The sequence below is a fragment of the Pantoea sp. CS_6 genome, assembly GCF_041954745.1.
Lineage (GTDB): Bacteria > Pseudomonadota > Gammaproteobacteria > Enterobacterales > Enterobacteriaceae > Pantoea > Pantoea stewartii.
The window spans coordinates 1-21,126 of record NZ_JAVAYG010000012.1; the positions used below are offsets into that span (position 1 = coordinate 1).

General features: G+C 52.9%; 16 protein-coding genes. 6 read left to right on the forward strand and 10 right to left on the reverse strand.

Translation table 11 applies throughout. The features are described 5' to 3' along the window. Together RAC90_RS17130 and RAC90_RS17135 are read left to right on the forward strand one after the other, a co-directional pair. Window positions 1-937: efflux transporter outer membrane subunit (locus RAC90_RS17130; RefSeq protein WP_375124572.1), on the forward strand; the 937-nt coding region annotated here is incomplete at its 5' end. A 243-nt stretch (window positions 938-1,180) separates the two neighbouring features. Continuing rightward, entirely contained in the window at window positions 1,181-1,762 is a 582-nt protein-coding gene (locus tag RAC90_RS17135) for a TetR/AcrR family transcriptional regulator (RefSeq protein ID WP_058702430.1), read from the forward strand. 1 nt (window position 1,763) lies between these two features. Here RAC90_RS17135 and RAC90_RS17140 read toward each other — a convergent pair whose 3' ends face one another. Further along, entirely contained in the window at window positions 1,764-2,327 is a 564-nt protein-coding gene (locus RAC90_RS17140; protein ID WP_375124573.1) for a TetR/AcrR family transcriptional regulator, read from the reverse strand. A 505-nt stretch (window positions 2,328-2,832) separates the two neighbouring features. On the opposite strand from RAC90_RS17140, the gene RAC90_RS17145 reads away from it, so the two are divergent. Beyond that, window positions 2,833-4,086, forward strand: coding sequence for a chloride channel protein (locus RAC90_RS17145; RefSeq protein WP_058708842.1), 1,254 nt, complete (start codon window positions 2,833-2,835; stop codon window positions 4,084-4,086). A 305-nt stretch (window positions 4,087-4,391) separates the two neighbouring features. Here RAC90_RS17145 and RAC90_RS17150 read toward each other — a convergent pair whose 3' ends face one another. From RAC90_RS17150 to RAC90_RS17160, 3 genes are read right to left on the reverse strand one after another with little or no spacing between them, the layout of a single operon-like run. Further along, window positions 4,392-5,060 carry a haloacid dehalogenase type II gene (locus RAC90_RS17150; protein ID WP_058702432.1) on the reverse strand — a complete coding sequence of 223 codons (669 nt, stop codon included), beginning with the start codon at window positions 5,058-5,060 and terminating at the stop codon, window positions 4,392-4,394. A gap of 52 nt (window positions 5,061-5,112) precedes the next feature. Beyond that, window positions 5,113-6,444: an aspartate aminotransferase family protein gene (locus tag RAC90_RS17155; RefSeq protein ID WP_375094329.1), complete on the reverse strand. Its 1,332-nt coding sequence runs from the start codon at window positions 6,442-6,444 to the stop codon at window positions 5,113-5,115. Between the two features lie 9 nt (window positions 6,445-6,453). Continuing rightward, window positions 6,454-7,515, reverse strand: a complete 1,062-nt coding sequence (locus tag RAC90_RS17160) for a phosphotransferase (RefSeq protein WP_058702434.1) — start codon at window positions 7,513-7,515, stop codon at window positions 6,454-6,456. Between the two features lie 159 nt (window positions 7,516-7,674). Here RAC90_RS17160 and RAC90_RS17165 point away from each other — a divergent pair, with 159 nt between their 5' ends. Together RAC90_RS17165 and RAC90_RS17170 are read left to right on the forward strand one after the other, a co-directional pair. Then, window positions 7,675-9,135, forward strand: a complete 1,461-nt coding sequence (locus RAC90_RS17165) for a PLP-dependent aminotransferase family protein (RefSeq protein WP_058702435.1) — start codon at window positions 7,675-7,677, stop codon at window positions 9,133-9,135. A gap of 570 nt (window positions 9,136-9,705) precedes the next feature. Next, window positions 9,706-10,194, forward strand: coding sequence for an anti-virulence regulator CigR family protein (locus tag RAC90_RS17170; protein WP_058702436.1), 489 nt, complete (start codon window positions 9,706-9,708; stop codon window positions 10,192-10,194). Window positions 10,195-10,633: 439 nt separating this feature from the next. On the opposite strand, the gene RAC90_RS17175 is transcribed toward RAC90_RS17170, so the two are convergent. Then, window positions 10,634-12,550, reverse strand: a complete 1,917-nt coding sequence (locus tag RAC90_RS17175; RefSeq protein ID WP_375124574.1) for a methyl-accepting chemotaxis protein — start codon at window positions 12,548-12,550, stop codon at window positions 10,634-10,636. Between the two features lie 1,421 nt (window positions 12,551-13,971). Between RAC90_RS17175 and RAC90_RS17180 the strand changes: the two genes are divergently transcribed. After that, the gene (locus tag RAC90_RS17180; protein ID WP_324030691.1) at window positions 13,972-14,109 is read left to right on the forward strand and encodes a hypothetical protein; all 138 of its coding nucleotides are present in this window, start codon (window positions 13,972-13,974) and stop codon (window positions 14,107-14,109) included. Between the two features lie 336 nt (window positions 14,110-14,445). Here the strand turns inward: RAC90_RS17180 and uca are convergent, their stop codons facing one another. The 5 genes from uca to RAC90_RS17205 all read right to left on the reverse strand — a co-directional run bounded on the left by uca (window position 14,446) and on the right by RAC90_RS17205 (window position 21,125). Then, on the reverse strand, window positions 14,446-18,048 hold the full coding sequence (uca, locus tag RAC90_RS17185; RefSeq protein WP_375124575.1) for an urea carboxylase: 3,603 nt from the start codon (window positions 18,046-18,048) through the stop codon (window positions 14,446-14,448). 111 nt (window positions 18,049-18,159) lie between these two features. Beyond that, the gene (locus tag RAC90_RS17190) at window positions 18,160-18,795 is read right to left on the reverse strand and encodes an urea amidolyase associated protein UAAP2 (RefSeq protein ID WP_205951463.1); all 636 of its coding nucleotides are present in this window, start codon (window positions 18,793-18,795) and stop codon (window positions 18,160-18,162) included. Between the two features lie 10 nt (window positions 18,796-18,805). Then, the gene (locus RAC90_RS17195; RefSeq protein WP_347449425.1) at window positions 18,806-19,534 is read right to left on the reverse strand and encodes an urea amidolyase associated protein UAAP1; all 729 of its coding nucleotides are present in this window, start codon (window positions 19,532-19,534) and stop codon (window positions 18,806-18,808) included. Next, window positions 19,531-20,313, reverse strand: coding sequence for an ABC transporter ATP-binding protein (locus RAC90_RS17200; protein WP_162286599.1), 783 nt, complete (start codon window positions 20,311-20,313; stop codon window positions 19,531-19,533). The genes RAC90_RS17195 and RAC90_RS17200 overlap by 4 nt, the downstream gene beginning before the upstream one ends. Continuing rightward, window positions 20,310-21,125: an ABC transporter permease gene (locus RAC90_RS17205; RefSeq protein ID WP_110268551.1), complete on the reverse strand. Its 816-nt coding sequence runs from the start codon at window positions 21,123-21,125 to the stop codon at window positions 20,310-20,312. The genes RAC90_RS17200 and RAC90_RS17205 overlap by 4 nt, the downstream gene beginning before the upstream one ends. Between the last annotated feature and the right edge of the window lies 1 nt (window position 21,126).

Below are 21,126 nucleotides of genomic sequence, written 5' to 3' on the forward strand. Positions count from 1 at the left end.
AGCACGAAGTACGCGCCTGACGGTGCTGTATAACACCATTAATTACTGGCTACAGCTGGCGGCGGATCGCAGCAATCTGTCCATTGCAAAAGAGACGGCAGAAAGTGCGCGGCAGTCACTGGAGGTCACGCGGAAACGCATGCAAAACGGCGTAGATTCGATGGTCGATGTGGCTTCTGCGGAAACCACCTATCAGTCAGCACAGGCCGACGTGGCCAGTTATACCACTCTCGTGGCGCAGGATAAAAACGCACTGGACGTGGTGGTAGGGAAAACCGTTCCCGGCAGGCTGCTGCCGCAAAACCTTGAATCGATTGGCCAGGCGTTGCGCGATGTGCCGGCGGGGATAGCGTCGGATGTGTTGAATAATCGTCCTGACGTCTTGCAGGCTGAGCACAACCTGAAGGCGGCGAATGCCAACATCGGGGCGGCGCGGGCTAATTTCTTCCCAAGTATTTCACTGACCGCCAGCGGTGGCGTCGGCAGTGCCGATCTTTCGTCGCTGTTTAAAAACGGGGTGGGCATTTGGTCGTTTTCACCGAGCATTACCCTTCCCATTTTCAAAGGCGGCTACAACGTTGCTTACCTGAATTACACTAAAGCGCAAAAAGCCTATTACGTTGCGGCCTACGAGAAGTCAGTGCAGACCGCTTTCCAGGAGGTCGCCGATGCTCTGGCGCGTCGGGGAACCCTCAAAGACCAGTTGACCAGCCAGCGTAATAATGTGGCGGCCTCACAGACTTACGCCCATCTGGCAGACAGGCGTTATCAGAGCGGCGTAGATACCTGGCTGAACGCGCTAACTGCGCAGCGTACGCTCTACTCTGCCCGAACCAGTCTGATCAGTGTGGAGCAGGCGTACTACCAGAACCTCAATACCTTCTACAAGGTGATGGGGGGCGGTACGGCGTTGCAGGAATCGGAAGTAAAGATTTAAGTTAAAGGTGTGCATTCAGGTGCGCATGAATGTACATCCTGTCTAACATTAAGAATAACGTCGGAGAGTTACCGTTCATGCATGGCCACCGAAACATGCAGAGTCAACAGATAGTCAGAAGCTGTAATCAGAAGATACTCTGTCTGGAGTTGTAGTCAGCATTCCATCGCACGCCGGTGTGGGGTACCATAACCTTGTGACTAAAGATGGCGGTTATCTCTCATTCTGTCAGCAGGAGATTTTTTGAGTAAGTCAGATAATGATGATTTCATACGGCAGCGGCAGCTGAAGATAATTTCGGCAGCGAAAACCTGTTTCAGCCTTTCAGGTTTTCATGGCGCAAGTATGGCTGATATAAGCCATGAATCGGGTTTGGGGGCAGGTCAGATTTATCGGTATTTTAGCAGCAAGGAAATTATAGTTAACGAGACAATAAAAAGTATTGCAGAAAAGTGGCGAATTTTTTTACTGGATAATTTTAAAGTTAATACCAGTACATCTAATATTGTCGAGACTGAATCGGAGTTCTGGCAGAATTGGTCTTTCAGAGATCGCTGTTTACTGCTGGAGATGTATTCGGAAGCATCACGTAATCCATCAGTGCGTGAGATAATCGAGCATGAAGAAAAAATACTGGTGGCGGAACTTGATACATTATTCAGGCATAAAATGCCTGCAGCGAGTCCGCAAAAGCGCAGCAATCGTATTCAGTTTTTACTGATGCTGGCAGATGGGGTAGCCTGTCGTACGTTCGGAGATAAAAATGTTGACCAGGAGGAATTAGCGCGGATCAACAGCATTCTTGCCGGCCATCTTTTTTCCTGAATCACGTGACACTGTGCTGATTAATGTCGCGGGTAACCTTATCGAAGAATGCCATAAAACTGGTATCAATTTCATGCTGTTTCATACAGCGGCGAATGATCAAGCCGTCTATCACGAGTGACATAACATACAAGCGGGTGTGAATGATATCAGCATCCAAAGTCGGATTGAGAACCTGCTCCTGAGTGATGAAATTCTCTTTTAATACCTGCCAGGCATCATAAATAATCTGACGAATGCGTTCATTTCTTGTGGATTCTGATGATATATCAATGAGTAGTACAATGCTGCTTTCAACTTCTTTTGACAAAAGGTCGTGTGCGGAATGTGTGACCTTACCTGCATCAGCAAGTTTGTCAAAATCAGCTTTCAGTAAAGCTGTCATACGCTGCACAACATTTTCGATCAGTTCTTCGATAATCGCTTCTTTATTTTTATAATATTTGTAAATCAGGCCGACGCTGACATTTGCGTGCCTGGCAATACTCTGAACCGATGTTTGATAAAAACCTTTCTGTCGCATACAATATTCGGCTGCTTGAAGGATTTCTTTTCTGCGATTCATGATTGCGCTCATTTTGTAAATTATTTTACTTTATTTTTTACTGCTTAAGTCTATTAGATTTTTAAGAAAAATTCAATTGCAATTTTCTTTTCGGATTTAAATATCACCCCGAATAATTATATGAAAGAGATTGATTAAAGTATTGTGGTTCGGATAACTCCAGCATCCTGAAGTATAAACTTTCTGTTCTCAATGCAAACGTATTAACGATGAGAATTTATGGATTCCTGCGGCACAAACGGTGTCGAAACCAAGACAAATTTGGTCTTTACCTAAATTTCTGACCACAATAAAACAGGAAGTTAAGAACTTAAAGTTTAAGTGCCTCTGAGCACACCTAAAACGAAGCTGGAAACGTCTCATAACGGCGGTGAGCTTTTTCTGCGCCACCCGTTAATAAACAATAAAGCATGGCAATCATAGCCTTGCCTGGCTCGTCAGTGAGATACTATTGAGGTGATGTTCGTTACTATACGCGTATGAAAACTCAGGAATTCAGAAAGAAATGAAAGATTTGGCAGGAAACGCCAGTTATCTCATAAGGCTTTTTGCAGTTGTGGCAACAGGCTTAGCGGCAGGTCTGGCAGGGATGGCGCTGGGGCTGATTTTACACACAGTGCAGCACTTCGCATTTGGCTACAGCATGTCACATGTTATCGGTACGGTATCTTTTCTTCAGGGCGTCACTGATTCTTCCTCTCTGCGACGCATTGCAGCCATTATGGCTGGCGGAGTCATCGCGGGCTTCGGATGGTGGTTGCTGAGTCGTTATGGCAAACCTCGCGTATCGATCAAGGACGCTGTCTCTGTGCCCTCACGGGCAATGCCCCCGGGCACCACGACCGTTCATGCGCTGCTACAGATCGTGACTGTTGCGCTGGGCTCCCCACTGGGACGTGAGGTTGCCCCACGTGAAATGGGGGCGCTTGCCGGAGGCGCCATCGCACGCCGGTTGGGCTTAAACGAGGGCGAGGTCCGGATTCTGATTGCCTGTGGTGCAGGCGCTGGCCTGGCGGCTGTCTATAATGTGCCACTGGCAGGGGCCTTGTTTAGTCTGGAAGTTCTGCTGATCGCTTTTAGCTGGGAAAAAGCATTCGCCGCCGTCGTCACCTCTGCGCTCGCGGCTTGGATCGCCACATTTGGCCTGGGGAATGAATCGCAGTATCATTTTCTGTCCGTTGCGCTTCCTCATACCTTTATACTCTGGGCCTGTCTCGCGGGCCCGCTGCTGGGCCTGGCGGCATGGGGATTCCGGATTATCACAGGGAAAGCCCGCGCCGGGGTCAAAAATAACTGGCAGATGCCTGTTATCTGTCTGATTGCCTTTACTGTGCTCGCTGTCCTGAGTCTTTATTATCCTCAGTTACCGGGTAACGGTAAGGGACCGATGCAGATGGCCATCAGTGATGAACTTGATTATCGCCATGCTGCTGTTTTGCTGGGACTGAAACTTCTGGTGATCCTGGCCGTTCTGCGGGGCGGCGCGGAGGGCGGCCTGCTGACGCCCGCCCTTGCGGTCGGCGGGCTATTGAGTCTTCTGCTTTGTGCCGGATGGCAGCTTATTTTTCCTGGCGGTAATGCCCCCAGTTTTGCACTTGTTGGAGGCGCGGCATTTCTGGCGGCATCCATGCAGATGCCCCTTACCGCAGTCGTCCTTGTGATGGAATTTAGCCAGATGGAGCACAGTTATTTTGTTCCGGTGCTGTTATGTACGGCAGGCTCATATCTCACCTGCCGTATCCTCGATGGAAAGTATTGATACTGAAATGGCGCGAACGTCAGTTAAATGACAGCTGTAACTGTAACTGACGTCGCCGCCAGGGAATAGCAACCTGGAAAAATCAATAGTCGAACAAGGCAAAGGATATTTTCTTTCTCCACTTGGTTCTAATGTCAGGAGTAGTATTTCTGAAAGGCGGTTAAGAGCCATCAGCAGACGTTGCTAACAATATTCTGTTCGCATCGACGGGGAGCAGGTTCGACTCTTTCTTTTACAGCCTGTTTTTTTCCGGATAAATGAACCTGTGGACCGGGCGCTCATTGGCTGAGTGCCTGGTGTTGGATTTAAAGACCCAGTACGCCCGCCAGGCCACCAATATCCCTGATTTCATGATACTGATAAAAAGGCGTGCCCGGCTCGTGGCCACGCTGTACGAAAACCTTATGAACAATGCCCATATCATGCGCCGTCATCAGGTCATAACGCATGCTGGATGAAACGTGCATAATCTCTTCCGGTCCGCATCCCAGTTGATCCAGCATATATTCAAACGCCTTCATCTGCGGTTTGTAAGCCTGCGCCTGCTCTGCGGTGTACACCGCGTGAATGGGGGCCCCCAGTCTGGGCACATGGTACGTGATTAAATCGTTCATCGAATTCGTCAACAGAACCAGGGGTATCTCTCTGGCCACCTTGCTCAGTCCGGCAGGAACATCCGGATGCGGTCCCCAGGTCGTCACAGCATGATTAATAGCCGCACAGTCCTCGTCGTGGCAGACAATTTTCCATTTTTTACAGGTGCGTCTGACGGAATTGTTCACGACTTCCGCGTAGGGTTTCCAGGCACCAAGCACTTCATCAAGACGATAAGCCGCAAAATCTTTAACAAACGCCGCCATATCGTTGCCGTTAATACGATCGGCAAATTGTGTCCGGGCTGCACCGGCCATATCGAAATTGATCAAGGTACCGTAGCAGTCGAACGTAATATATTTTGGTTTGAACAGTGACATCGTCATATTCTCCTGGTTGTCTGTTTTGTTTAAAGCATGCTGGCGATCATTTTTAATTAAACATCTCTTCCATTACGTCGGTCATGACAGCAAGAAGGTAGTGCGCGTTTTCCGCAGAGAAAACCAGGGGCGGCCGTATTTTTAAAACATGACTGTCCTTACCACAGGCGCTGATGAGAATCTGGCGCGACCTTAAACGGTTAACTACATCCAGCGCATATTCCCCGGCCGGTTTTTTAGCTGCATTATCGCTGACCAGCTCCGCGCCAATAAATAATCCACTCCCTCTGACATTGCCAATAACGGGAAAGCGTTGTGCCAGCGTATTCAGCCCGTTAATCAGTAACTGGCCTGTTTCAGCGGCGTTCTGTTGCAGCTGTTGTTTTTCGATAACATCAAGCACGGCCATCCCGGCAGCGCAACTGACCGGGTTACCGCCAAACGTATTAAAATAACGGGCTATCCCGGCGAAGCGTTGCAAACAGGCTGGCCGGGCAACCACGCCACCAATGGGAAGACCATTGCCCATGGGTTTCCCCAGGATGACTAAATCGGGAACAATACCGTGGCGCTCAAATCCCCACATGTGCGTGCCCAGTCGGCCAAATCCTGGCTGAACTTCGTCGGCAATAAACAGCCCACCCGCCTCACGAATCGCCTCTACCGCCCCCTGCAAAAAGCCTGCCGGTCCGGAATAAATTCCATCGCTCGAAAAAATAGTATCGGTGACCAGCGCGGCGGGACGAATACCGTGGCGCTGCAGATCGGCTATGGCGCTGCGCACAGCCTCTGTAAATAAATCGGCTGTATTTCCCTCGCCCTGGTGATAAGCATTGGGTGCCGGGACAACACGCACGTGATCGCCCAGCGGCACGCCCTTACCCAGCGACGGTGAGATTTCAGCAACCGCGGCGGTAATGCCGTGATAGGCATTTTCCGTCACAATGATGCCCGTACCGTCTGTGTGGCAGCGGGCAATACGAAGCGCGAGGTCGGACGATTCACTGCCTGTGCAGGTAAACATGACATTGCTTAGGGCTGACGGAAACGTTGAGACCAGCCGTTCGGCATAATCCAGTACCACCTCATTCAGATAACGTGTATGCGTATTCAGCGTGCATAATTGCCGACTGACCGCGTCAGTGACGGCGGGATGACAATGCCCCACTGCGGGTACGTTGTTATAAACATCCAGATACGCTTTACCATATTGGTCATAAAGCCATACACCTTCACTGCGAACGACGTGCAGCGGATGTTTATAAAATAATTTATATGAGGGACCCAGCACACGGCCCCGACGCGCAATTAACGCGGCGGTATGGGGATCCAGGATGGTATTTTCAGACGGTTCGTAGGCATTGACCATTAGTGCAGGTTTCATCATTCCCCCTCAGTTACAGGCCGCGCGCAGTATTCTGCGGGCAGATAAAAAATCGATCGTTATTAACCGGGAAAGTCCCAGCCACGCAGAGTGGGTATTTTTTAAGATGTATTTTCTGTTTTCCGGATAGAGACGAGCGCGATATTCGGTAATGACGATCGTCATACATAATCTGGCGATAATCAGGTCATACAGCATGTCAATTTCTCCCCTCTCGAGCGGAAAGACAGAGTGATAGCCCTGCACTAAAGGAATAATATGATCAAACGGATTCTCACCTGAAAGATGATAACTTGCTGCAATGGCAATATCGTTCACGCGCGCCGTATGCGTCATATCACCGAAATCAAAAATACCCGATATACTTGCCGGTTCGTGAGGTGACATGACAAAATTATGCGGATTCATATCGGCATGTATGATCTGCTTACTGAAGTTTCTTATCGGCCCCACAATCCGCGTATCGATGTTGTCGAAAAACTGATAAACCGCTTTCCATTTTTTGTCCGGGCAGTGACCGGGCAAAAAGACCTGACAGTCAGCGATATGACTCAGGTCCCAGTTTAAAGGCCGGAACGCACCATCATGACGAAAGTCTTTTAAAACGTGTCCCAGTCGGGCCAGCATCACACCGATATTAAAGAACTGTGCCTCACTGTGCGGTAAAGTTCGCAGAGGCACGCCGTCCAGCCAGGTGCTGAGCCAGGTCAGACGCGGTGGCGTCCCGGACTGAGCATCCAGTGTCTGACTTAATAATACAGTCTGGCCGGTCCGACTTTTTATGATTCTCGGCACTGGTAAATCCGGTGCCTGACGGGCTATCCACTGCAACGCCTGCACCTGCAGATCCGTTGTTTCGGGACAGTCAGCGGGGTTGGCCAGCCGCAATATACCGCGCTTCCCGGAAGCATCCTCCAGGCAAAAAAGCTCATCCCGCTCGCTCGCCAGCCGGTGAGCACGGGCCTCCCAGCCATAATTTCGCCTGACAAAATCCTCAATGCGCTGCGGCGAAGACGCGTCCACCGACGTGATCATACTGGCATGAAGCCGGACATCATAAGACTGCGCCATAGCTTGTCCCGGTGTTGAAGCAACCGATTTCACAGCCGCCCCGTTACCCGACAATAAAAAGTGCGGATGATGGCACAGCGTGATTATCCCCCCGATGAGGTTGGCTGAAAAATAAGACATAATGGACTGACTCTCTATAGCCAATCCGGATCAATTTTTATGTCCACTCCACAATCCGTTCTGCTCTGTGACCTTATTCTTCAGGATATTGATGCCGGTGCGCATCGTCCCCTGCAGGTCAGGATTTTCAGCATTATTCAGAAGGCGATACTGGGTGGCATGTTGATTTCCGGATCCAGGCTGCCCTCAACACGTCAGCTTTCTGCTGAGCTCGGTGTGTCACGTATGACGCTGACGCTGACCTATGACAGACTCTCCGCTGAGGGCTACATTCTTTGCCAGCGTGGCAAAGGCACCTTTGTCGCCGACATTGCACCTTCAGCAACTCCCCGGCTGGTGCCTGCGCTCTCAGAGGCCCAGGCGGCGTTGTCATCGCGGGCGAAAATCATGATTTCAGGTGTTTCCGGCGTTTCGCAGCATGCAGGCGCGTTTGTGCCCGGGGTAGTTGAAACCAGTAACTTTCCCTTTCCGGTGTGGAAGCGCATGCAGAACCGCCATATCCGTCGGCCCGCGGCGCACATGACCGGCTACGACAGCGAAGGTGGCTATTTACCTTTGCGCGAAGCGCTTGCGCATTACCTGCAGGTTTCCCGCTCGGTGGTGTGCCAGCCGGAACAAATCCTTATCACCATGGGCAGTAATCAGTCACTGAGCCTGTGCGCCCATATGCTGGCGGATCCCGGTGACAGTGCGTTAACAGAGGACCCCTGTAACTGGAGCACCGCCCTGCTCTGGCAGGCAGCAGGACTGAACGTTATCCCCGTACCCGTTGATGATCAGGGCATTGATATCAGCCAGTTTTCGTTTGCGGCCCCGTTTCCCAGATTGCTGTTCACCTCGCCGTCACATCAGTATCCGATGGGCGTTGCGCTCACGTTGCAGCGCAGGCGTCAGCTCACCGAACTGGCTGCCGAATACGGCTTCTGGATCGTTGAGGACGACTACGACAGCGAGTTCCGTTACGACAGGAGTCCGGTATCGTCTCTGCAGGGGCTGGACTGCTACCAGCGCGTCATTTACTGCGGGACGTTCAGTAAAGTCATGTTTCCGGGATTACGCATCAGCTATATGGTGTTGCCGGAAAAACTCGCGGGCGCCTTTAAAAAAGGGCTGGTTCAGCTTTATCGCCCCGGCCAGTTTACGGTGCAGGCGGCGCTGGCTGACTTTATCAGTGAAGGCTATTTTTCCACCCATATCAGACGGATGCGCGGGATTTACGCTGAGCGTCAGCACACGCTGCGCAGCGCGCTGACTCAGGCTTTTGGCAATGAAGTCACGATGTCAGGGGGGAATGCAGGGCTGCACCTGACGGCCCTGTTTAACGCGTCAGTTGATACAAACAGGATGACGGCCAGTGCGGCCAGCAAAGGTGTCGCGTTAAGGGGGCTCGGGCACTATTATTTTCAGCCCCGTCAGAGCAACGGCTTTGTGCTGGGCTACGGTGGCATAAAGAGCGAAAACATTGCTTCGGCCGTCAACATTATGGCGGAATCAATCTGACGGGCCTTTAAGCAGGCATGAAGAGCGATAACAGACATGACAGAAATGTTGTAGAGGTGTGATATGGTGACCATCGATACACTGATGCGAAAACATTGCTCAATGTTGTTATGGTCCCCTGAAAACGGGAACTGACTTTTGTAACGGTGATTCCTGTGCTACTTGAAATACCTGACTCAGACTGAGTTGACACTTTGCTGACTGAAGAGCTCATGATAGTAACCGGGCGTAGTCTGCTATCAGCGATAAGCAGCCACTTGAACAGTAAACTAACAATAGCTGCTTACCGCCATTGCTCTTACTCGATATCTACAGCCAGTGAATTCCGCATCACATAATGATCAAACGAAATTACCTTTCCAGAAATACTTTATCTGACACAACTTGAATGCGGTTTTCTTCCACCAGTAAACAGCAAGACCATTCATTTATTAATCAACTACCGGATTACTAAAATTCTTTTTTCTCAACTCACCAAGAGGCTTTAATTTCAGACATCATGACATGGTTAAGATTGTAGCCTCGTCCTATATTTTGATGAAGCGATAAATACCTTTAAGGAAATCTTTCATGCTTGCACAATGCACTCTTAAAACAGCCTTAGCGGTGGTGATAAGTTTCGCCGTTTTTGCTGCACCTGTTTATGCAAATCCCGGCAATGGCAATGGCAATGGCAATGGCAACAGCAGTCACGGTAATAATGGCGCGCACGGAAATAAAGGGCAGGGTTACACACAGTCGAAGAACGAACATGGATATCGCAAGAATGGCAGACAACCCGATCATGTCGAATCTGACATCAACTTTTCCCGTGCACGTGCCCTTGCCATCAACTATGGTCTGGTGGGCTATCAGTCGCTGCCGCCGGGAATCGCTAAAAAAGTTGCGCGTGGTAAACCATTGCCACCGGGTATCGCTAGGAAAAATTTGCCAGCATCAATGATAAATGCACTGCCTCATTATCCGGGCTACGAGTGGCGTGCTGTGGGCGATGATTTAGTGCTTGTTGCGTTAAGCACTGCGGTTGTGACCGCCATGATTAACGGTGTGTTCAACTAATCACTGTTCTGCGGCCCGGCTGAAATCAGCCAGAGCCTCAGGACAGTGATGCATAAGTTAATAACCTGTTGCCTTTAATAAGTTGCATACAAATCAGGTGGTATGTGCTTCTGGGACAAACCGGACGTGAGCGCAGAAAGTTTACGTCCGGTAATCCTGCAAGCCTGTTTTGGTACTGACGGGCTCACTGAGAAGAATGAGGGCACTTATTATCTCGTTTTGCCTTGCCGGGTCAGGCTCTTCCCTGAACAGCAGACTCAACCTGGCAATGACCTTCGCACGGCTGACTGATTCAGCATCATAAAAAAGGGCTTCCACTGCCTTACCGATATAAACATGCGATGCATTGCTACAGTTTCCATCACACATTAACTACCTCACCCGCACTGAAGGATGCAGCCAGATGGCCTCAAGCCCGGCTCTGGCTGCAGGATGATTATCAGAACGTTTCCCAGTTCGCTTCCGGCGTTCTGACGGCCGGCAGAGGCTTTAACACGGGTGTGGCGACCTTAGCCCCCGGCGTCAACAGTCCGGAAGAAGGCACGCGGAAAACGGCAACCGTTTTTTCAAGTTCAAGCGCCTGTTCCTCGAGACTGCTGGCCGCTGCGGATGACTCTTCAACCAGCGCAGCATTCTGCTGGGTTGTGGTATCCATCTCCGTCATGGCCTGCGCAATCTGGGTAATTCCCCGGTTCTGTTCGTCAGACGCAGCGGCAATCTCGCCCATAATATCCCTGACCTGCGTTACAGACTTGACGATATCCTCCATCGTAACACCGGCGCGGTTAACCAGTTCAGTCCCGTTACTCACCCGGCTCAGGGATTCACTTATCAGCGCCTCAATTTCTTTGGCAGCAAGTGAGCTGCGCTGTGCAAGGTTGCGGACTTCACCGGCAACAACCGCGAATCCCCGTCCCTGCTCTCCTGCCCTTGCCGCCTCGACCGCGGCATTGAGCGCCAGGATATTCGTCTGGAAAGCGATGCCGTTAATGACGGAGATGATTTCACCGATTTTACCTGAGCTCTGACTTATTCCGCCCATAGTGCTGATCACGTCACTGATAATTTCCCCGCCGCGGCTGGCATTGTGTGACGCCTCGGTGGCCAGCTGGCTGGCGTGATGAGCATTCTCCGCATTCTGCTTAACGGTGGATGTCAGTTCTTCCATACTTGCAGCGGTTTCGACCACCGCAGCCGACTGCTGCTCTGTGCGTGAGGACAGGTCGGTGTTACCGGCCGCAATTTCAGATGAGGCGCGGGCAACGTTATTCACACCGTCCCTGACCCGGGAGATGATGTTACGCAGGCTCTGGTTCATCGCGCCCACGGCAGACATCAGCTCGCCGAGCTCATCGGTACGGGAGGTGGTGATTTCGGAGGTCAGGTCACCTTCAGCAATGCGCTGTGCAGACGAAAGGGTTTCTCTCAGCGGGACGGTGATGCTCCGCGTCATCCGCCAGGCAATCAGGAGGCTGAGGATGATGCAGGCAAGGGTTGCAAAACCAATTTCCCAGAGTGCGTTCTGGATATACTTCGCAGCCAGCTCTGACTGAAAAAACGCGAGGCCGGTGATGGACTGACTCAGTTTGCCTGCCGCTTCGGTCATTTCATCTGAGGCCAGACTTTCAGCCTTCACCGAAAGGAGGTAATTATTTAACTTTACGGAGCCCGAACTCATTTTTTGCTCCAGGTCTGCCAGCAATGCATCAAGGGCGCTGTCAGAAACGCCTCTGAGCGGGTTCAGAAGCGGAGAAATTGTGTCACTGACTCCACTGAATTTATCAAGCACCGAAGCCTCCGGCTTTCTGATAAACTCCTGGACATAAAATGCTGCCTGCTCTGTTTTGAAGCTGAGTGAAAGAAGTGAAGTAACAATATCAGCAGAAACGGAAGCCTGGCGGGCGACCAGTTTTTCAGCCAGTGAGACCAGGCCCAGTGTGTGTATTTCACTCAGCGCAAGCGCGGCCCTGTCGCTGCTTTCAAGAAAGGCCTGACGCTTTCCCTGGTACTGCGTAAGAATCGTACTCAGGAGAGAAAGCCTCTCTTCCCCTTCGGCTGACCACGCGTATTTACTGAGGCTGTTTCGTAAACCAAAAAGCTGATTCATTGCCTCGCCGTTAAGGTCGATAAACTTTTTCTCGCGGGTGTACTGAAAAAGGGTGCGGTTAAGTCTGGCTTTCGCCAGCGTGTCCAGCATCTGAACGGTGACGTCACGCTTGGCCGAGTTATCCTGAATGCTTAAAAAGCAGCGAAACGCCAGCGCCGATATGATAACAGAGGCCAGTATGACCAGCGTAAAGCCCAGCCCCAGCTTACCGCCAATTTTTAAACCCCTAAATTTTTTTATAATATTCATTTAAATTACCCCAGTGTTGAATAATGCCCTGAGCCATATATCACCTCAGGGTTCAACTGTTTATCGGCCAGAAAGATGTATTGTTTATGCCTGTTCTGGTTGTCAGTATAAAAATAATGAATTTTATTGACGCAAATCACTTAACTTCCCCTTTGCCTTTAACACCTGAAATTAATGGTATGAATTATCCTTAAGGAAATCGTCTGGTACCTAACCTTTTTAAGCGATGCGGTACTTTTAATTTACCCTGACGTATGCTTTAACTTAATTTCAGAAATTTAACGCAACCATTAAAAACGTGAAAGCCTGTGAGGTCAGCGACAGAAAATTAAATAAACGGGCAGGTATGGCATTCTGCAGCAGCATACATCTGTAAAAACTCAGAATTGCGTCGCATCTTTATACAGCAAGGGATAAGTCATTATGAAATTTAAAAAAACTTTCGTTCCGGTGTGAATTTTTATGCGGGGCAGGTAAGGATACTGCTGGCTGATTACCGGCAACATTTGCCGCCTCGCTTGTGAAAATCCTTTTTCACAACATAATTTGGGAGTGCAGGTGCCTGCTGGCTCCCGCCGCTAAAGAAGCCTGGAACCGTGAATTTGGTTCGCCCCCGCTCTGAGGCGGGGGCTCTTTTTTATTAACCGAACTTTCATTATGAGCATTTTATAAAGTAGCTTCCGGAGCACCACTGAACCCCGGGAAAAACGCCTTCGCATCCATTCCCCGGCATTTAATAACCGGATGAATTAATAAACCCGGAGGCTTCAGGAAAAATACGCCCGCCAGCTTTCGTTATTTAAACGTATAAACCTTTCGCTGTGACAGTTAAAAAATTTGAATTTATTTTAAAGAAAAAGGTAACCATGACGATAAACTGTAACAGACAGACCCTTAACCAGAAACGTGATAATAATAACACAGCAACACAGAACCATTGATACGGGGCCACCCTGCCCCTTTTTTTTTAAAGTATTTCATTTCTTATCTCTCAGAACACGCGCATTTCGTATGCTTTTATCACAGCATGTAGCGAAAGGTATACCGCAGATTAAATCGCCTTTTTTCGACGAAACTTTTTCATGAGCATACACAGCCAATTGTTGTCCGGCAGACAGCACCTTCGTAATCATCACGGTGAGTGATGATTTTGCCAGATCCAGACTGAGCAGATGACTGTGTCACAACGAGATGAAAACACGACACACGTCATTATCAGCGAAGCCGCACTGCATCCTGTTCTGGCGGAAAAGGCATAAACATTCATTCCCTTCTGGATGAACCCGGGCTTACGGCAACAGGCAACTGCCGCGACGAAAGCCTGAGTAAAATCTCAGAAGCCATAGCGTGGCTGGGAGAATTTATTGATTCGGGCCTTTCGGTACGGCCCGGGTCTCAACTATACATCCTCACAGGACTGAATGAGTAAAGGCATTTTAAAAAGGGCAAAATCAGGTTCTGATAAGAAGATGACAGGCGAAATGCCCTCACCGGGCTCAGGCGGTTTTATCCCCGCTCGTGATAAAAAAGTCATACAGTTGACCAGCCCCGCCTTTTAAGGAGGCTCGATTTTAGCAACGTTCACTTCTGGCACAAAGCGGACGTTTTAATCTGAACTACCCCCTGTAGTGAGAGCCGTATTCAGAATGCCGCTTCAGCGGCATTAAGGCGCAAGATGACATAAAAGATGGCGCAGAGGCTGAACGGCGCCGTACGCCCGGCGCAGCCGGTTACAGGCCTGTAAATCGTACCCTACTCCACCTTTTCCTGAACAGACTTACGGACCTTCAGCAATAAAGAAGCTCAGGTACCGGCTTCGCGCCAGACGGAGATCACCAACGAGCGTGATCAGCCCCGGCGATAACCGCTATCCGGGGCCCGAAACCGCTCCCGCTTCAGACGTTCTCTTCCCTTATCACCGCAACCCGCTGTCCCGCGCGCACAGCACTGCCTGGCTGCACGTTTATCTGCTGAATGATGCCGTCGCACGGCGCCAGCAGCGGAATCTCCATTTTCATGGATTCCAGCACGACCAGCACATCCCCCGCACGCACGCGACTTCCCGCCGTGGTTTGCACCTGCCAGAGATTGCCGGAAACCGGACTTTCGACGCCCTGTTCACCCTGCTGTAATGACCTATCGCCGCCCTCTTCCACCACGCTTTCCTGGCTGTCGAAATGAGCCTGACCGCTGGCGATCCAGCGATCGCGTTCCGCATTAAACGCCTTTTGCTGATGGTCACGAAACGCCGCGATGCTCTGCGCCTCCTGAGCAAGAAACTGCTGATAATCGCTTAACCGCAGCGTGCTGTGCTCAATGCGCAGCGGATAGCGTCCCAGTGGAAAATCGCGGCGGATTTGCATCAGTTCCCCGGCGGATACGGGGTAAAAACGCAGTTGATCGAAGAAGCGCAGTAGCCAGGGTTTTCCGGCAAAATCGGTGACGTCGCGATAGCGGTTCCACATCTGAAGCGTGCGGCCCACGAACTGATAGCCACCGGGCCCTTCCATACCGTAAACGCACAGGTAGGCCCCACCGATACCGACCGAATTTTCTGCCGTCCAGGTACGCGCCGGATTATATTTTGTTGTGACAAGACGATGGCGCGGATCCAGCGGTGTCGCTACCGGCGCGCCAAGATAGACATCGCCCAGCCCCATAACCAGGTAGCTGGCTTCAAATACCGTTTTCCAGACCGCCTGCTCGTCAGGCAGATCGTTAATCCGACGAATAAACTCCAGGTTGCTGGGGCACCACGGCGCATCAGGACGTACCGTGGTCATGTATTTTTCAATCGCCTGACGGCAGGCGGGATCGTCCCAGGAAAGCGGCAGATGCACCACGCGGGTCGGCACCTGCAGATCATCATGCATACAAACTGTGAGCCACTCGCCGCGCACCCATGCCAACAGCGCGTCATGGGTGAGAATTTCAGGCTGAAAATGGATTTGCAGCGAACGGATCCCCGGCGTGATATCAATCACCCCGTCTTTTGCATGCGCTTCCAGCGCCTGCATCAGGGCATAAATGCGAAAACGCAGAACCAGGTCCAGTTCCGGCTCCCCGGCTTCGAGGAGCAGATGCGTATCGCCCGAAAGCCGCGCCACCAGGCGCTTATCGGCCTCGCCGCAGGTCATAACAATCGGCGAGGTCAGCGGCGCAGGTTGCCAGGCCGTCTCCTGCGCGCAGAGCGTTGCCAGCGCCTGGCGTTGCTCCCGGGCCAGCTGACGCGCGGTGGGCAAATCCACTGCGGTAAAGCGCACGTTATCACCGGCTTTCAGTTGCCCCAGCTGCCAGAGGTCGGCTTCTATGACCGTGACCGGACAAACGAAGCCCCCCAGACTGGGTCCATCCGGGCCCAAAATTACCGGCATATCGCCGGTAAAATCAACCGCGCCAATAGCGTAGGGGTTATCGTGAATATTCGACGGGTGCAGTCCGGCTTCGCCGCCGCTGTCACGGCTCCAGTCAGGCTTGGGTCCAATCAGACGAACGCCCGTGCGACTGGAGTTGAAATGAACTTCCCAGTCCGTGGCAAAAAAGGTGGCGATATAGTCCGGCGTAAAAAACTCCGGCGCGCCATGGGGGCCATAAATCACCCGCAAGGTGCGGACCTGCGGAAGATTCGTACGCAACGCCAGAGGAAGTTTCGTGCCCGCCTGCGCCGTCTGCGGTGCCAGGTGCAGGATATCACCGCTGCGCAGGGCGCGTCCGGCATGACCACCAAACTGGCCGAGCGTAAAGGTGCTTTTGCTGCCTAAATACGTTGGCACCTGAATACCGCCGCTCAGGCAAAGATAGCTTCGCACGCCCGCACCGTTTACGGCACCCAGCTTTAGCGTTGCCCCGGCGGATATCGTAAACACACAATCCATCGGCACGGGCTGACCATCCAGGGTAGCGCTCAGCGATGCACCGCAAATCACCGCCTCAATGGCGGTGTTAAATTTCAGGGTGGGTCCGGTGAGGGTGATTTCCAGCGCGGCTTCGCCCTCCTCATTCCCCAGCAGCCGGTTGCCTGAACGCAGGGCGCGATCATCCATCGGCCCTGATGGCGGTACGCCGACTGCCCAGTACCCCAGACGGCCCGGGTAATCCTGAACGCTGGTTTGCGTACCGGCACTCAGCACCTCAACTGTCGCCGCCTGATAACACAGTTGCTCCAGACAACGGGTCCAGGGTTCTCCCTGGACAAAGGGCGCAAACGCCAGGATTTGCTGCAGATAGAGGCGATTGGTTTCAACACCGTACAAACGCGTCTCCCCTAGCGCCTGCGAAAGCGTGGCAATGGCCTCATCGCGGCTGGGCCGCCAGGCGATCATTTTTGCCAGTAGCGGATCAAAAAACGGCGGCACTTCACAGCCGGCTTCGACCCAGTGATCAATGCGCAGGCTGGCATTCTCGGTTTCGGGAAAGGCTACCTCCGTGAGCAGTCCGGGGGAAGGCTGAAACTGCCGTCCCGGATCTTCCGCATAAACCCGTGCCTGAACAGCATGGCCCTGTGGCTGAAGCCCCGCGGCCAGCTCGCGCAGCGGCGGCAAGGTGCCCGCCGCCAGTTCAATCATCCATTTCACCAGGTCAACACCCCAGACCTGTTCCGTTACGCCATGCTCTACCTGAAGGCGGGTATTGACCTCCAGGAAGTAAAACTGGCGGGCGACGCTGTCATAAACAAACTCCACCGTGCCCGCACTGCGATAGTTTACCGCTTTACCCAGCGCAACCGCCGCCTCGCACAGCGCCTGCGCCATTCCTTCGGGCAGATTGGGCGCGGGGGTTTCTTCGATGACCTTTTGATTACGCCGCTGCACCGAGCAGTCACGCACGCCCAGCGCGATAACCTCACCCAGTCCGTCGCCGAAAATCTGTACCTCAAGGTGGCGCGCCCGTTCGATATAGTTTTCGAGAAACACGCCGGCGTCGCTGAAGTTGTTTTGCCCCAGCCGCTGTACCGTATCGAACGCGTCGGCCAGCTCGTGCGCATCGCGGCAAACGCGCATGCCAATTCCGCCGCCGCCCGCGGTGCTTTTCAGCATCACCGGATAACCGACTGTCCCGGCGACACGGCAGGCTTCGGCGGCATCGGCCAGTAATTCGCTGCCTTCCAGTAAGGGCACACCTTCGGCTTTCGCCAGGGCCCGGGCCGTGTGCTTCAGGCCAAAGGTTCGCAACTGCTGCGGCGTTGGGCCGACAAAAATCAGTCCTGCGGCCTCACAGGCTTCCGCGAACGCGGCATTTTCAGAGAGAAAACCGTAGCCCGGATGAATGGCCTGTGCGCCACTTTGCTGCGCTGCGGCGATAATTTTTTCGGCGACCAGATAGGTTTGCGCCGCCGGGCCGTCGCCAAGGCTTAACGCTTCATCCGCGTCGCGAATATGCAGGCTACCGAGATCGGCTTCGGCGTACACAGCCACACCCTTCACCTGCATGGCACGTAGGGTGCGCAAAATGCGGCAGGCAATCGCGCCACGGTTGGCAATCAGTAAGGTATCAAACATAAGCGGAACTCTCAGGGAAGCGGGCCGTCCCGCACAAAGTCGATATGTCCCCTGGGGCCGTCCCCGGGGCTGATGTTGTTCAGGCGCGCGTAACGCTCAGCCGCGCCGGACTCAGTTCCACACCAGTACCTCGGCGGGTGTAGGGTTCCAGCCGTTGCAGGGGTTGTTTAACTGCGGACAGTTAGAGATTAAAACTACCGCATTACATTCAGCACGCAGTTCAACGTATTTACCGGCCGCAGAGATGCCGTCCTCAAAGGTCAGTCCCCCTTGCGGGGTAACAGGGACATTCATAAAAAAGTTGATGTTGGCACCGATATCGCGTTTATGCAGACGGCCATCGTGCAGGCAGGCACAGAGAAAATTATCCCGGCAGCTGTGCATATAGCGCTTGTCATGGGCATAGCGCACAGTGTTACTTTCCTGCGCACAAGCCCCGCCCAACGTATCGTGACGGCCGCAGGTATCGGCGACAATAGTCAGCAACGGATTGCCCAGATTGGAATAGAGTACGCTGCCGGTGGTCAGGTAAGCCTTACCCTGACGGCGTAGCGTACGTTGAGGATCGTAACGTTCACGCGGGTTATTCGCGTTGTAAAACAGCGTATCGATCGCCTGATTCCCTTCCAAATCGAGCAGACGCAGTGTTTGCCCTTTTTTAACCTCAAACAGCCAGGGTTCTCCCGCCGGGATAACGTGACGGTACACGGCATCTTCAGGGCGGCGGTCGCTGGAAATCATGGTCATCACTGCCTCCTTAAAGGGCAAAAAGTTGGGTATTGCGAATCGCGCGCTGGTTTTCATCGCGGATAAACAACGCTTCGGTAGCGGCCTGTTCGTCATCCGCCTGATACCAGCTCAGCTGAATGGGGCGCGGGGCATAGTCCGGGGCAGGATCCATCGGATGTGGCAGCGCGGTCAAAACGATCAGGACGTCCATAGGGGCAAACAACTCAACAAAATCCCCCGCGCGACTGTTCGCTGTGATGAAGTGGAAGCGGCCATCTTCATCTACAGTGACTTTGCTGAAGAAGTTAACGACCATGAGCAGATCTTCCAGACCCAAATCCCATTTGCCCATTTCGACCAACAGATTATCGACGCCGTTACGATGGAAGCCATTCCGCAGCTCCTGATAGCGCCCCGCGCCATATTTTTCGTGCGTTTCTGCCGCGTTCAGTACGCCACCAAACGGGTCGTGCCAGCCACAGCTGTCCGCCACGATTCCGGCGAGTACGCGGCCCATATCGGAGTAGAAACAGTGCCCGGTGGTGAGCCGGGCAGTATGCTGACCCTTTAGCGTATCCGGCAGATTCAGGCGTTCACTTTTTTCGTGAGGATTGAGCATCATCATGCTGACGTTAGCGCCGCCGTCGAGATCGGTCAGGCGCAGGATCTGTCCTTTACGCAGAATGAGTGAGGTATGCGCCCCGCCGGGAAGCCGCTCTTCGCGCAGGCTGGGAGCCGAGTGAAAACGTGCGGTCATTGCTGTCTCCTTAATGCATAAACGTTGTCTTTACTGTCTGCCATCAGCTGTGCCATTCGCGCCTCATTAAGCGGAATGTCGTAAGTGATACGTGCGCCCCAGGCATCAGGGGCCTGGGGATCGTGACGGACTTTGTCGAATACCAGTAGCCGGGTGCCCAGGTTGAAGCCTTCGGCAAGATCGTGAGTGACCATAAACACCGTCATACGGGTTTCACTCCATAGTTGAAGCAACAGCGCATGCATATCTTTGCGAATGCCGGGATCCAGTGCGCCAAAAGGTTCATCAAGCAACAGCACGCGCGGTTGCATGATGAATGCCTGGGCAATCGCCAGCCTTTGCTGCATGCCGCCGGAGAGCTGCGCCGGATATTTATCCAGCGCATTTCCCAGCCCCACCTTCTCCAGCATCGCGCGCGCCTGCTGGCGGGCCTCGCGTTTCCGGGCACCAAACAGGCGGCCAAACAGCGGGGAAGCAGGTAACTCAAGTCCCGTCGCGACGTTATCCAGGACGTTGAGATGGGGAAACACGGAGTAGCGCTGAAACACGACGCCGCGGCTACGGTCTGGTTCTGTTGCCAGAGCCTGGCCATCCAGCGTGATCTCTCCCCGGGTAGGTTTCTCCTGACCCAGCAGCAGGCGTAAAAATGTCGACTTTCCGCAGCCCGATGCACCGACCAGGGAGCAGAATTCACCCTCTTTAACCTGTAAACTGATACGCTCCAGCACCACATGATCGCCGTACTCCTGCCAGATATTCCTGATGCTGATAAAACTCATTTCCGGCCTCCTTCCGCCCAGGGGAAACAGGCGTTGTGCAACCTGCGCAGGCCCAGATCCATCAGCCATGCCAGCAGCGTGATCCAGATGACATAAGGGATAATCACATCCATCGCCATGTAACGCCGCACCAGGAAAATGCGATAGCCGAGCCCGGCGGTCGCCGAAATCGCTTCAGAAGAGATTAAAAACAGCCAGGCCGATCCCAGCAGCAGACGTAGCGAGGTAATAAGCCGCGATAACAGCTGCGGCAGGACAACCCGCAGCACAACCGTCCAGCTATTCGCCCCCAGGGTTTGCGCTTTGATAAAGAGTTCTGCCGGGATTTCCCGCGCCCGGTGTTCAAGATCGCGCGCGAGCATCGGCGTAATGCCAATGACGATAAGCATCACTTTTGACAACTCATCCAGGCCGAAAACAATAAACAGCACGGGCAGAATCGCCAGCGGCGGAATCATCGAGACAACCGTCAGCAGGGGTGACAGAGCGGCGCGGGACAGCGGGAACACCCCTGCGGCGATACCCAGACACAGGCCGATCAACGAGGAGAGCGCCAGCCCCAGCAGCAGGCGGCTCAGGCTGGTAAACGTATCGGTCCACAGCAGGTATTCACCACTGCGCTTATCCGGCGTGAAAGCCATCCGGTCAATGGCATCAATCATCTGCGACAGGCCGGGCAGCAGTTTGTCCTGCGGATTGGCTTCGAGCCGCACCGCCGACCCGATAAACCAGGCGGCGATAATCAGCACGAAGGGCAACAGCATTAGCGTCAGGCGCATGCCCTGGCGGGGATAGCGGTTGATGAGGCGCATG

What these genes read in the sequence shown, in the direction of transcription:
- RAC90_RS17140 (WP_375124573.1), bottom strand. Translation starts at nt 2,327, where the DNA reads ATGAATCGCAGAAAAGAAATCCTTCAAGCAGCCGAATATTGTATGCGA.
- RAC90_RS17190 (WP_205951463.1), bottom strand. Translation starts at nt 18,795, where the DNA reads ATGACCATGATTTCCAGCGACCGCCGCCCTGAAGATGCCGTGTACCGT.
- RAC90_RS17170 (WP_058702436.1), top strand. Translation starts at nt 9,706, where the DNA reads ATGCTTGCACAATGCACTCTTAAAACAGCCTTAGCGGTGGTGATAAGT.
- RAC90_RS17160 (WP_058702434.1), bottom strand. Translation starts at nt 7,515, where the DNA reads ATGGCGCAGTCTTATGATGTCCGGCTTCATGCCAGTATGATCACGTCG.
- RAC90_RS17180 (WP_324030691.1), top strand. Translation starts at nt 13,972, where the DNA reads ATGAGTAAAGGCATTTTAAAAAGGGCAAAATCAGGTTCTGATAAGAAG.
- RAC90_RS17175 (WP_375124574.1), bottom strand. Translation starts at nt 12,550, where the DNA reads ATGAATATTATAAAAAAATTTAGGGGTTTAAAAATTGGCGGTAAGCTG.
- RAC90_RS17200 (WP_162286599.1), bottom strand. Translation starts at nt 20,313, where the DNA reads ATGAGTTTTATCAGCATCAGGAATATCTGGCAGGAGTACGGCGATCAT.
- RAC90_RS17150 (WP_058702432.1), bottom strand. Translation starts at nt 5,060, where the DNA reads ATGTCACTGTTCAAACCAAAATATATTACGTTCGACTGCTACGGTACC.
- RAC90_RS17165 (WP_058702435.1), top strand. Translation starts at nt 7,675, where the DNA reads ATGTCCACTCCACAATCCGTTCTGCTCTGTGACCTTATTCTTCAGGAT.
- uca (WP_375124575.1), bottom strand. Translation starts at nt 18,048, where the DNA reads ATGTTTGATACCTTACTGATTGCCAACCGTGGCGCGATTGCCTGCCGC.
- RAC90_RS17145 (WP_058708842.1), top strand. Translation starts at nt 2,833, where the DNA reads ATGAAAGATTTGGCAGGAAACGCCAGTTATCTCATAAGGCTTTTTGCA.
- RAC90_RS17205 (WP_110268551.1), bottom strand. Translation starts at nt 21,125, where the DNA reads ATGCGCCTCATCAACCGCTATCCCCGCCAGGGCATGCGCCTGACGCTA.
- RAC90_RS17195 (WP_347449425.1), bottom strand. Translation starts at nt 19,534, where the DNA reads ATGACCGCACGTTTTCACTCGGCTCCCAGCCTGCGCGAAGAGCGGCTT.
- RAC90_RS17155 (WP_375094329.1), bottom strand. Translation starts at nt 6,444, where the DNA reads ATGAAACCTGCACTAATGGTCAATGCCTACGAACCGTCTGAAAATACC.